The organism is Micromonospora sp. NPDC047465 (assembly GCF_040643125.1).
GTDB lineage: Bacteria > Actinomycetota > Actinomycetes > Mycobacteriales > Micromonosporaceae > Micromonospora.
This window is the reverse complement of record NZ_JBEYTP010000080.1, coordinates 1-11,864: the sequence shown is the minus strand read 5'-3', so window position 1 is coordinate 11,864 and position 11,864 is coordinate 1. Positions and strand designations below refer to the sequence as shown.

The 11,864-nt window shown below is 72.9% G+C and carries 11 protein-coding genes; 6 read left to right on the top strand and 5 right to left on the bottom strand.

Annotation, left to right across the window (positions count from 1 at the left end):
• Positions 1 to 117: 117 nt before the first annotated feature.
• Positions 118 to 1,416: an ArsB/NhaD family transporter gene (locus ABZ793_RS33415; protein ID WP_357464764.1), complete on the bottom strand. Its 1,299-nt coding sequence runs from the start codon at positions 1,414 to 1,416 to the stop codon at positions 118 to 120.
• A gap of 472 nt (positions 1,417 to 1,888) precedes the next feature.
• Here ABZ793_RS33415 and ABZ793_RS33410 point away from each other — a divergent pair, with 472 nt between their 5' ends.
• The 3 genes from ABZ793_RS33410 (at position 1,889) to ABZ793_RS33400 (ending at position 4,091) form a co-directional block, all read left to right on the top strand.
• Entirely contained in the window at positions 1,889 to 2,845 is a 957-nt protein-coding gene (locus ABZ793_RS33410) for a HAMP domain-containing sensor histidine kinase (protein WP_350705560.1), read from the top strand.
• Positions 2,842 to 3,489 (top strand): response regulator transcription factor, encoded by a 648-nt coding sequence (locus tag ABZ793_RS33405; protein WP_350705562.1) that lies wholly within the window; start codon positions 2,842 to 2,844, stop codon positions 3,487 to 3,489. The genes ABZ793_RS33410 and ABZ793_RS33405 overlap by 4 nt, the downstream gene beginning before the upstream one ends.
• A 143-nt stretch (positions 3,490 to 3,632) precedes the next feature.
• Positions 3,633 to 4,091 (top strand): hypothetical protein, encoded by a 459-nt coding sequence (locus ABZ793_RS33400; protein WP_357464761.1) that lies wholly within the window; start codon positions 3,633 to 3,635, stop codon positions 4,089 to 4,091.
• 4 nt (positions 4,092 to 4,095) lie between these two features.
• On the opposite strand, the gene ABZ793_RS33395 is transcribed toward ABZ793_RS33400, so the two are convergent.
• The 4 genes from ABZ793_RS33395 to ABZ793_RS33380 all read right to left on the bottom strand — a co-directional run bounded on the left by ABZ793_RS33395 (position 4,096) and on the right by ABZ793_RS33380 (position 8,043).
• Positions 4,096 to 4,764, bottom strand: coding sequence for a thymidine kinase (locus ABZ793_RS33395; protein ID WP_357464775.1), 669 nt, complete (start codon positions 4,762 to 4,764; stop codon positions 4,096 to 4,098).
• Positions 4,765 to 4,867: 103 nt separating this feature from the next.
• Positions 4,868 to 6,256: an MFS transporter gene (locus ABZ793_RS33390; RefSeq protein ID WP_357464759.1), complete on the bottom strand. Its 1,389-nt coding sequence runs from the start codon at positions 6,254 to 6,256 to the stop codon at positions 4,868 to 4,870.
• 17 nt (positions 6,257 to 6,273) lie between these two features.
• Positions 6,274 to 7,041, bottom strand: coding sequence for a glycerophosphodiester phosphodiesterase (locus ABZ793_RS33385; protein WP_357464757.1), 768 nt, complete (start codon positions 7,039 to 7,041; stop codon positions 6,274 to 6,276).
• A 225-nt stretch (positions 7,042 to 7,266) separates the two neighbouring features.
• Positions 7,267 to 8,043 (bottom strand): lysophospholipid acyltransferase family protein, encoded by a 777-nt coding sequence (locus ABZ793_RS33380; protein ID WP_357464755.1) that lies wholly within the window; start codon positions 8,041 to 8,043, stop codon positions 7,267 to 7,269.
• Positions 8,044 to 8,239: 196 nt separating this feature from the next.
• Between ABZ793_RS33380 and ABZ793_RS33375 the strand changes: the two genes are divergently transcribed.
• The 3 genes from ABZ793_RS33375 to ABZ793_RS33365 are packed head-to-tail and all read left to right on the top strand — an operon-like array spanning position 8,240 to position 11,732.
• Positions 8,240 to 9,655 carry a cytochrome ubiquinol oxidase subunit I gene (locus tag ABZ793_RS33375; protein WP_357464753.1) on the top strand — a complete coding sequence of 472 codons (1,416 nt, stop codon included), beginning with the start codon at positions 8,240 to 8,242 and terminating at the stop codon, positions 9,653 to 9,655.
• A 15-nt stretch (positions 9,656 to 9,670) separates the two neighbouring features.
• Complete coding sequence (gene cydB / locus ABZ793_RS33370) at positions 9,671 to 10,669, top strand: cytochrome d ubiquinol oxidase subunit II (RefSeq protein ID WP_357464751.1); 999 nt, start codon at positions 9,671 to 9,673, stop codon at positions 10,667 to 10,669.
• A 25-nt stretch (positions 10,670 to 10,694) separates the two neighbouring features.
• Positions 10,695 to 11,732 carry a nitronate monooxygenase gene (locus ABZ793_RS33365; protein ID WP_357464749.1) on the top strand — a complete coding sequence of 346 codons (1,038 nt, stop codon included), beginning with the start codon at positions 10,695 to 10,697 and terminating at the stop codon, positions 11,730 to 11,732.
• Positions 11,733 to 11,864: the final 132 nt, after the last annotated feature.

The window sequence follows — 11,864 nt, the reverse complement described above, 5'->3', positions numbered from 1 at the left end:
GCACCGTGGTGACGATGCCGTACCGGGTGAACTGCCAGAAGCTGATCGGCTCGCCGGCGCGGGCCGCGATGCCCAGCACGACGATGTTGGCGCTGTCGCGCCCGCCCCGGGCGCCGGCTACGCGGCGAAGTAGCGCAGCCACACGTACCCCCACGCGATCACCGTGGTCAGCACCGTGGTGACGATGCCGTACCGGGTGAACTGCCAGAAGCTGATCGGCTCGCCGGCGCGGGCCGCGATGCCCAGCACGACGATGTTGGCGCTGGCCGCCACGGCCGTGCCGTTGCCGCCCAGGTCGGCGCCGAGGGCGAAGGACCACCACAGCGCCTCGCCGGTGACGGGATCCGGGGCGCCGGCGACGAGGTTCTCCACGATCGGCGCCATGGTCGCCGTGTACGGGATGTTGTCGAAGAACGCGCCGAGCACCGCCGAGCCGAAGATCAGGCCGGTGGCCGCCGTGAAGTAGTTGTCGCCGACGGCGTCGCTGGCCCATTCCCCGATCAGCCCGATCACCCCGGTCTCGGTGAGACCGGCGACCATCACGAACAGCCCGGTGAAGAAGACCAGCGTCGGCCACTCGACCTCGGCGAGGTACGCCGACGTGTCCGCCCGGGTCACCAGCACCATCAGTCCGGCGCCGAGCAACGCGACGACGGCCACGTCGACGTGGATCACCGCGTGCAGCATGAACCCGGCCATCACCAGGCCGAGCACGACCAGGCAGCGGACCAGCATCCGCGGGTCGGTGATGGCGGCGCGGGCGTCCATGTCGCGTACGGCCTCGAACCGTTCGGGGTGGTGCACGAACGAGCGGCGGAACATGACCCGCGCCAGCACCAGGAACGCGAGGAACATCAGCAGCGTGACCGGCGCCATGTGCACCAGGAAGTCGTTGAAGCTCAGCCCGGCCCGGCTACCGATGATGATGTTGGGCGGGTCGCCGATCAGGGTCGCGGCGCCGGCGATGTTGGAGGCGAGCACCTCGGCGATTAGGTACGGCGCGGCGGGCACGCCCAGCCGGCGGCACACCGAGATGGTGATCGGGGCGACCAGCATGACGGTGGTGACGTTGTCCAGGAACGGCGACAGGGCGGCGGTGATCGCCATGAGCAGCACCATCAGCCGGAACGGGCGCCCCCGCGAGCGCTGTGCCGCCCAGATCGCCAGGAACTCGAACACCCCGGTCTGTTTGATCACCCCGACGATGATCATCATCCCGAGGAGCAGGAAGATGACGTCCCAGTCGATGCCGGCGTGCTGCTCGTAGAACACGTGCGACCCGGGCACGAGCCCGAGCAGGGCCATCAGGCCGGCGGCGCCCAGCACCACCGCGACCCGGTTGATTTTCTCTGTGGCGATGAACACGAACGCGACCACGAAGATGGCGGTCGCGGCCAGGGCGGGCCAGACGCTCACGGGCGCCCGCCCGGCGGGCCGTTCTCCGTGATGGTGGGCCGGTGCCCACAGGCGAGGATCGCGGCTTCCGGTGGCACGGGTGCTGACAGCACCAGGTGACGGTTCACGGGGTCCTCCCAGGAGGGGTTCGGCGCAACGGGGCAGCGCACCGGCAGGCGGTGCGGCCGGGTGCGCAGGAGTGGGCCCGAGCGGTCCGGGCCTGTCTTCATGGTCATCCGCCCGGTGCGGGCCGACATCGGGGCTGACACCCATTTGCCGCCGTCGCCTCCGGCGGTCGGCCCGGCCCGGCGCGGGTCGCGGCGGATAAATGGGTGCGGGCACGCATTTACACCACGCGCGCCGCCGGGCAGGCTGGATCATGAAGAGGGGGACCGCTGCGGAGCGTGACCACCCGCCGCCCGCCGGCCTGTGGACAATTGCCGATGTCGGCGCGGGCCGGCGGGCCACCAGGGCCGGGAAGGGAGGTGTCGTCGTGTCGCTGTTCTGGCGGATCTTCCTGCTCAACGCGGCGGTCCTCGTCACCGCCACGTTGCTGCTGCTCGGCCCGGTCACGGTCTCCACCCCGGTGCTGCTCACCGAGGCCGTCGTCCTGACCGTGGGCCTCGCCGCGATGCTGGTCGCCAACGCCGCGCTGCTGCGGGTCGGCCTGGCGCCGCTGCGCCGCCTGACCCGGGCCATGACCACCATCGACCTGCTCCAGCCCGAGCCGCGCCCGGTCCCGGCCGGGCAGGCCGGCATCGCGGAGCTGATCCGCGCCTTCAACGCCATGATCGACCGTCTGGAGGCGGAACGGGCGACCAGCGCGGCCGCCGCCCTGTCCGCGCAGGAGGCCGAGCGCCGCCGTATCGCCCAGGAGCTGCACGACGAGGTCGGCCAGACGCTGACCGCGGTCCTGCTCGAACTGAAACAGGTCGCCCGCCACGCGCCCGACCCGGTTCGCGCGCAGCTCGCCCAGGTGCAGGAGACCACCCGCGACAGCCTCGACGAGATCCGCCGCATCGCCCGCCGGCTACGTCCCGGGGTGCTGGAGGAACTCGGCCTGATCAGTGCCCTGAAGGCGCTCGTCACGGAGGTCACCGGGCACACCGAGCTGGCCGTGCGTCAGCACCTCGGCGCGGACCTGCCGGCCCTCGACGGCGAGGCCGAGCTGGTGATCTACCGGGTCGCCCAGGAGGCCCTCACCAACACCGTCCGGCACGCCAGGGCCACCACCGTCGAGGTGTCCCTGGCCGCTCAGCCGGGCCACGTGCAGCTGCGGATCCGCGACGACGGCCGGGGCGTCGGCGACGCGGCCGAGGGCGCCGGCATCCGCGGGATGCGCGAGCGGGCCCTGCTCATAGGCGCTCCGCTCGCCGTGACCTCCGGCCCGGCCGGCGGCACCGAGGTGCGGCTGCGGGTGCCGCTGACCGACCGGGACGGCCGACCGTGACGACCCGCATCCTGCTCGCCGACGACCACGCCCTGGTGCGCCGCGGGGTCCGGCTCATCCTCGACAGCGAACCGGACCTGACGGTCGTGGCCGAGGCCGGCGACGGCGCGGAGGCCGTCGCCCTGGCCCAGGCCGAGCGCCCCGACCTGGCCATCCTCGACATCGCCATGCCCCGGATGACCGGCCTGCAGGCGGCCCGGGAGCTGTCCCGGCAGCAGCCGGACCTGCGCATCCTCATCCTGACGATGTACGACAACGAGCAGTACTTCTTCGAGGCCCTCAAGGTCGGCGCCAACGGCTACGTGCTCAAGTCCGTCGCCGACCGTGACCTGGTGGAGGCCTGTCGCGCCGCCGTACGCGACGAGCCGTTCCTCTATCCCGGCGCGATCAACGCCCTCATCCGCACCTACCTGGAACGCACCGCCCGCGGCGAGAGCCTGCCGGCGCGGGCCATCACCGAACGCGAGGAGGAGATCCTCAAGCTCGTCGCCGAGGGTCACTCGTCGAAGGAGATCGCCCGCCTGCTGTTCATCAGCGTCAAGACCGTCGAACGGCACCGGGCCAACCTGCTGCAGAAGCTCGGCCTCCGGGACCGGCTCGAGTTGACCCGCTACGCCATCCGGGCCGGCCTCATCGAGCCGTGAGCCGGCCCGGCGGGGCCGGCCCCGTCCGGGTGGGCGCGTCGGCGGGCTCGCGGGGCGCACGTCGACGGGGGACGACGCGGCGCCCGTCCGGGCCGGGCCGGCTTTTCCTGCGGGCGGCCCCACCGGTTCTCTACGGTCGACGGGTGGGCGCTGAGCAGCCGTGGAGCCGGCCGGCCCGGCGGCGCCGCCCGATGCGCACCGGGCTGGTGTTCGCGGGCGTCGCCGTGCTGCTGTGCTGCGTCGGGGTGGCCGGGCTGGGCGCCTGGAACGTGCAGGTGGTCACGCAGGCCAGCGGCCCGGTGCGGGAGACCGCCGACGGGTTCCTGCGCTCGGTCGCGGCGGGCGACACCGACGGCGCGTACGACCGGCTCTGCGCCGACGCGCGCACCCGGTGGAGCCCGATCGGGTTCACCAGCTGGTTGCGCACGCCGCCGGTGGTCAGCGGCTACGAGATCCTCGACGTGTCGGTGGCGACGCGCGGCGGCCGCCCGCAGGGCACGGTGACGGTGCGGCTGATCCGCGACAACGGGCTGGCCGAGGAGCGGAAGCTGTCGGTGGTGCGGGAGGGCGGCGACTGGCGGGTGTGCGGTGACCCGTACTGACGTGTCAGCGGCGCGGGCCGAGCTCGCCGGCCCGGTAGTGCCGCCGGCACAGCACCTGGTAGCGCACCTCCGCACTGTCCACCGTGTCGCCGATGACGACCTGTTCGCCCTCGCGGACGACCCGCCCGCCGACCACCCGGGCGTTGAGCAGCCCTTCCCGGCCGCACCAGCAGAGCACCTCGACCTGGATGCGGGCCACCTCGTCGGCGAGTTCGAACAGCCGCTGCGCGGCCGGGAACAGGCAGGACCGGAAGTCGGTGGCCAGCCCGAACGCGTACACGTCGACGTCGTAGCTGTCGACCAGCTCGGCCATCTGCTCGATGTGCTCCAGGTTGTAGAAGGAGGCCTCGTCGCAGATGAGGTAGTCGACGCGGACCCCCTCGGCCCACGTGTCGCGCACCAGCGTGCGCAGGTCGAGGTCGTCGGTGACCTCGACGGCCTCGTGGGCCAGCCCGATGCGGGTGGTGACCTGCGGGCCCAGCGAGCGGTCGATGCGGGTGGTGACCAGGCCACGGCGACCCTGCCGGGCGTGGTTGTGGTTCATCTGCAACGCCATCGTGGACTTGCCGCAGTCCATCGGCCCCCAGAAGAACTTCAACGCCGCGGCGTGCAGCGGACGCCCGTCCACGCCCCGCGCCGCGGCGCACCGGGCGGGGGAGTCGTCGGGGCCCAGCGGCGGGCGCGCCAGACAGGTCGGGGCGGCGGCGTGGTCGGTCACGGTCGGGCAGCCTAGCTGATCGACGCCCCCCGATCCGGCCGGTGCGGTCCGCGCTGCCTCACAGCACCCGGGGCGGGGTGTTGCCGGCGGCGACGATCGCGCGGCGGATCGGCACGGCCAGCAGCAGCAGGAACCCGACGACGAAGAAGATGAGCAGGGAGACCAGGCCCACCCGGTACGAGGAGGTCAGCTGGAACACCAGGCCGAAGGCCAGCGGGCCGAGCCAACTGGTGCCCTTGTCGCTGATCTCGTAGAAGCCGTAGTATTCGCCCTCCTTGCCGGCGGGGATGAGCTGGCTGAACAGCGACCGGCTCAGCGCCTGGCTGCCGCCGAGCACCAGGCCGATGGCCGCGCCGAGGACCATGAACGGCAGCGGCGCCTCGGCGGGCAGCCGGAACGCGCCGAGGATCACCCCGGTCCACAGCACCAGGCTGATCAGGACGGTCTTCCAGGCGCCGATGCGCTTGGCGAGCGCGCCGAGCAGCAGCGCGCCGCCGAAGGCGAGGAACTGCACCAGCAGGATGGTCACGATCAGGGTGCTCTGGCCGAGCTTCAGCTCCTCGGTGCCGTACTGGCTGGCCAGGGCGATGACGGTCTGGATGCCGTCGTTGTAGACCAGGAACGCGAGCAGGAAGAACAGCGTCAGCGGGTACGCCTTGATCTCCCGCAGGGTACGGCCGAGCTGCCGGAACCCGTCGGTGACCGGATTGCCGCCGGCCAGCGCGGCGGCGGTGGGGTGTTCGCGCAGCCACCGCAGCGGAATCAGGGTGAACACCGCCCACCACAGCCCGGCGGACACGATCGACCAGCGGGCCAGGTCGAGGGTGCGCTGGTGGTTGCCCTCCTCGCCGAGCATGCTGACCGCGACCAGGTTGAGTGCCAGCAGCAGGCCGCCGCCGAGGTAGCCGAGCGCCCAGCCGCGGCTGGAGATGCCGTCGCGGTCGTCGGGGCCGCCGAGCTGCGGCAGGAACGAGTTGTAGACCACGACGCCGGCGCCGAAGGCGATGTTGGCGACGAGGAACAGCAGCCCACCGAGCAGGTACCGGTCACCGGTGACGAAGAGCATGCCGACGGTGGCGCCGGCGCCGGTGAAGGCCGCCGCGGCGAGCAACCGCTTCTTGTGCGCCGACCGGTCGGCGACCGCCCCGATGACGGGCAGCACGAACACGGTGAGGAACACCGACAACGACACCAGGTACGGGAAGTACGACCCCGCGGCGACCTTGATGCCCAGCGGGTACACGTACCCGGAGCAGGTGTCGGCGCCGAGTTCGCAGCCGGCGGCCAGTTCGGTGACGGTGGTCAGGAACGGGCCGAGGAACACGGTGATCACGGTGGTGGAGAAGGCGGACATCGCCCAGTCGTAGAAGTACCAGCCGGTGCGTTCGCGGCGGGTGCTCGCCGGGGCGGGGGTGTCGCCGACCGTGGGGGTGGCGGTCTCGGCCATCGGGGGTCCTTCGGCGCTCAGGCGGCCCAGTGGCCGCGGCTGCGGTAGACGTCGCGCAGCACGCCGACGTGATCGGTCATGATGCCATCCACTCCAAGATCAAGTAACTCGTGCATCTCGGCAGGTTCGTCGATCGTCCAAACGTGCACCTGCAGGCCGAGTCGGTGGGCGTAGCGCAGGAACCGGCGGTCCACCACACGCACCCGCCCGTAGCGCACCGGCACCTGGGCGGCGACGACCGACGGGGGCAGCCGCAGCGCCCGGCCGGTCAGCGAGGCCATCCGCAGCCGGGCCACCCCGCGCATGCCGAGGCTGGTGGCGATCCGGCCTCCGGTGCTGGCGCGCAGTCGGGCCAGCCGGGCGTCGCTGAACGAGGCGAGCAGCACCCGGTCGCCGGCGTTGGCGCGCGCGACCGTGGCCACGGTCGGGTCGACGCCGCCGTCGGCCTTGACGTCGACGTTGAACCGAACCTCGGGCCAGGCGTCGAGGACCTCGTCGAAGCGGGGCACCACGGCGGCGCCGCCGACGCGTACCGAGGCCAGGTCCGCCCAGCGCAGGTCGGCGATGCGCCCGGGCTCGCCGGTGACCCGCGTCAGGGTGGCGTCGTGAAAGACCACCGCCACGCCGTCGGCGGTGCCGTGCACGTCGGTCTCCACGTACCGGTAGCCGAGCCCGATCGCGCGGGCGAACGCCGCGGCGGTGTTCTCGTCGCCCTCGGCGGCGCCGCCGCGGTGGGCGAAGGCCAGCGGCGCGGGGGCGTCGAGGTAGGGGTGACGGGTCAGCACGCGACGCAGTATGCCGGTCTCCGGTTGCCGCGCGGCAACCAGCCCGTGGCCGTTGATCGCCGGCGCGGACCGCCTCCCGAACGGCCACCGTGGACGCGGGTCGCGCAGGGGATCCGGGAGTCCGGCGGGGTGTCGCCGCGTCGATCCGCCGGGCGGGGCCGGTTTATCCTGGCGGCGGCCGGGGCGAGGCTCGCGCCGCGGGTGGCGGCCGGGACGAGGCTCGGCTCAGGCGGTGGGGCGACGGCGGTGCGAGCGGCTGGTGTCGGCGGGTCGGCCGGGGTCGACGTGGCGGGGCCGGTCGGGCTCGTCGGGCCGCAGCGGGGCCAGGCCGTCGGTGATGGCGTCGATGATCCGGTCGGTGGCGCGCCGGGCCGCGCCGGGCGTGACGGGCGTGATGTCGCCCAGGTCGACCGGGTCGCCGAAGTGCACCCGGACCACGGGGCGCCGCCACACGGCGCGGGCGACGCCGCGCAGCAGACCCTTCGGGGCGCGGTAGGGCAGCACCTCGTGCGACCCCCACTGGGCGATCGGGATCACCGGCGCGGCGCAGGCCAGGGCGAGGCGGGCCACGCCGGTCTTGCCGCGTTCGGGCCACATGCCGGGGTCCAGGCCGATGCGGCCCTCGGGGTAGACCAGGATCACCGAGCCGCCGGTGACGGCCGCGGCGGCGTCGTCGAGGGCCTGGTGTACGGCGCTCGTGCCGCGGTCGACGCGGATGTGCCCGGCGCGGCGCATCGCGGCCCCGATGACGGGGGCGCGGAACAGCCCGCCGGTGGCCATGATCCGGGGGGCGACGCCCCGGGCCCGGCAGGCGGCGGCGAGGACGACCGGGTCGAACGGGCTGATGTGGTTGGCGGCCAGGATCAGCGGGCCCCGGCGCAGCGCCTCGGGCACGTGCCCGCTGACCTCGAGGCGGGCCACGAGCGCGACGACGGCGCGGGCGAGCAGCTGCGCGGCGCGCCAGATCAGCGGGGGCTGCCACGTCGGGTGGGCGGTGTCCATCAGCCGGCAATGGTCGCACGCGCGGGCCGGGCGGCGGGGGCGGGGGCGTCGGCACGGCGACCGTCGGGGCCGTTCGGCAGAGGTGATCAGGGTCATTGGTCCCGGGCGGGTTAGGGACCCCCGCCCCTGCCCGTTCGTCTACGACGGGAAGTAGTATTTACTACGTCTCGTAGTATGCACAGCTGGGGGTTCTCTGGTGGACGCGTTGGACGTCGCCCGCTGGCAGTTCGGTGTCACCACCGTCTACCACTTTCTCTTCGTGCCGCTGACCATCGGCCTGTCCGTGCTGGTGGCGATCCTGCAGACGATGTGGCACCGCACCGGCGACGAGAAGTACCTGAAGCTCACCAAGTTCTACGGCAAGCTCTTCCTGATCAACTTCGCCATGGGCGTGGTCACCGGCATCGTGCAGGAGTTCCAGTTCGGCATGAACTGGAGCGACTACTCCCGCTTCGTCGGCGACATCTTCGGCGCGCCGCTCGCCATCGAGGCACTGGTCGCGTTCTTCCTGGAGTCGACCTTCATCGGCCTGTGGATCTTCGGCTGGGACCGGCTGCCCAAGCGGCTGCACCTGGCCGCCATCTGGGCCGCCGCGATCGGCAGCAACCTCAGCGCGTACTTCATCCTCGCGGCGAACTCGTTCATGCAGAACCCGGTCGGCTACCGGATCAACCCCGACACCGGCCGCGCCGAGCTGACCGACTTCATGGCGGTGCTGACCAACAAGGTCGCCCTGATCACCTTCCCGCACACCATCGCCGGCGCGTTCCTGGTGGCCGGCTCGCTGCTGGTCGCCGTCGCCATGTGGCACCTGGTACGCAACCGCGACTCCGCCGACACCCCCGCGTACCGGTTCGCCGCGAAGTTCGGCTCCTGGGTCACCCTGCTCGCCGCCGTCGTCGTCGGCTTCACCGGCGACATCCAGGGCAAGATCATGACCGAGGTGCAGCCGATGAAGATGGCCGCCGCCGAGGGCCTCTACACCACCGAGTCGCCCGCCTCGTTCTCCGTGCTCACCGTCGGCAGCCTCGACGGCAGCCGCGAGGTGTTCGCCCTCAAGATTCCGCACCTGCTGTCGTGGCTGGGCACCGGCGACCCGAACGGCACCGTGCACGGCATCAACGACCTCCAGGCCCAGTACGCCGCCCAGTACGGCGCCGGCAGCTACACCCCGATCATCCCGGTCACCTACTGGAGCTTCCGCTTCATGATCGGCTTCGGGATGGCCGCCGCCGCGATCGCCCTGCTGGTGCTCTGGAGCCAGCGCAAGGGCCGCACGCCCACCAGCAAGTGGCTGCTGCGCGCCGGCCTGGTCATGCCGCTGCTGCCGCTGGCCGCGAACTCCTTCGGCTGGATCTTCACCGAGATGGGCCGCCAGCCGTGGATCGTCTTCGGCGAGATGCTCACCCGCGACGGCGTGTCCCGCAGCGTGTCGATGACCGAGGTGCTCACCTCGTTCACCGCCTTCACCCTGATCTACGCCACCCTCGCCGTGGTGGAGGTCAAGCTGCTGCTGCGCTACGCCAAGGCCGGTGTGCCCGACCTCACCCCGGCGCCGGAGACCGACGACACCGACGACGACGCCGAGCGCCCGCTCGCCTTCGCCTACTGATCACCGGAGCCCACCGTGGAACTCGCCACCATCTGGTTTCTGCTCGTCGCGGTCCTGTTCACCGGGTACTTCATCCTGGAGGGCTTCGACTTCGGCGTCGGCATGCTGCTGCCCGTGCTCGGCCGCAACGACCGGGAACGCCGCGTCCTGATCAACACCATCGGCCCGGTCTGGGACGGCAACGAGGTGTGGCTGATCACCGCCGGCGGCGCGATGTTCGCCGCCTTCCCCGAGTGGTACGCCACCCTGTTCTCCGGCTTCTACCTGCCGCTGCTGCTGATCCTGCTGGCCCTGATCGCCCGCGGCGTCGCCTTCGAGTACCGCCACAAGCGTCCCGAGGCGTCCTGGAAGCGGCGCTGGGACACGGCGATCTTCGTCGGCTCGCTCGTGCCGGCGGTGCTGTGGGGCGTGGCGTTCGCCAACATCCTGCGCGGCGTGCCGCTGGACGCCGACCACGAGTACGTCGGCGGCCTGCTCGACCTCCTCCACCCGTACGCCCTGCTGGGCGGCGCGACCACCGCGGCGCTGTTCCTCACCCACGGCGCGGTGTTCGTCGCGCTGAAGACCGTGGGCGACGTCCGCGAGCGCGCCGGCGCGCTCGCGGTGCGCCTGGGCGTGGTCACCGCCGTGCTCGCGGTGGCGTTCCTGTCCTGGACGTTGACCATCCGCTCCAGCGCGGCCGCCGTCGTGTTCGCCGTCGGCGCGGCCCTCGCCCTGCTCGGCGGTCTCGCCGCCGCCCGGGTACGCCGGGAAGGCTGGGCGTTCGCCGGCACCGCCGTGGCGATCGGCCTGGCCGTGGCGACGCTGTTCGCGGCGCTGTTCCCGAACGTGCTGCCGTCCACCCTGGATGCGGCGGGGACGCTGACCGCCACCAACGCCGCCTCCACCCCCTACACCCTGAAGATCATGACCTGGGTGGCGGTGGTGTTCACCCCGATCGTGCTGGCCTACCAGGGCTGGACGTACTGGGTGTTCCGCAAGCGCATCGGAGTGGCCCACATCCCGCAGCACTGACCCGGCCCGGGACTAGGGTGAGGCGATGACCGGCGACGCGTGGACCAACCTGTTCGGCAGCGCGACGCCGGTCGTCGCCGCCCCCCTCGCCGGGGGCGCCACCACCTGCGCCCTGGTCCGCGCCGTCGCCGCCGCCGGCGGCTTCGCCTTCCTCGCCGCCGGCTACAAGACCCCCGAGGCGGTCGCCGCCGAGCTGGCCGAGCTGCGCGCCACCGGGACGCCGCACGGGGTGAACCTGTTCGTGCCCGGCGGCCGCGACATCGACGAGACCGCCTTCCGCCGGTACGCCCACCAGATCGCCGCCGAGGGCGCACCGTACGGGCTCGACCTGGCCGCCGCGCCGCTGGTGCACGACGACGACCACTGGCCGGACAAGATCGACCTGCTGCTGGCCGTCCCGGTGCCGGTGGTCAGCTTCACCTTCGGCCTGCCCGACCCGGCGGCGGTGACCGCGCTGCGCCGCGCCGGCACCCGGGTGCTGGTCACGGTGACCTCGGTGGACGAGGCGCTCGCCGCACGCGAGCTGGGCGTCGACGGCCTGGTCGCCCAGGGCGCCGAGGCCGGCGGGCACAGCGGCACCCACACCCCGCACCGGCCGGCCCCGCCGACCTCGACCCGACCCCTGGTCCAGGACGTGCTCCGGGCCACCGGGCTGCCGGTGGTGGCCGCCGGCGGCGTCGCCGGCCCCGACGACGTCCGTGCCCTGGTCGCCGCCGGCGCCACGGCGGTGGCCGTCGGAACGTTGCTGCTACGCACCGACGAGAGCGGGGCCAGCCGCACCCATCGCGACGCCCTGGCCGACCCGGCCCGCACCGGCACCGTGCTCACCCGCGCCTTCACCGGACGGCCGGCGCGCGGGCTGCGCAACGCCTTCATCGACCGGTACGAGCCCGTCGCGCCGCTCGGCTATCCGGAGCTGCACCACCTGACCCGGGGCATGCGCGCGGCGGCGGCCGCGGCCGGGCACGCGGACCGGGTGCACCTGTGGGCCGGCACCGGCTACCGGCACGCCACCACCGGCCCCGCCGCCGCCGTGGTCGAGCGGCTGACCGCGACGCTCTGACCGGGCGGCGCCGGCCGGGCCACGTCCGGGGGGGGGGGGCCCGGCCCGGCCGCGGGCGCGGCCGCGGGGGGGGGGGGGCGGCCGGCAGGAGAGACACGAGAAAAACAAAAACAACCAAAAAAACAGAACAAA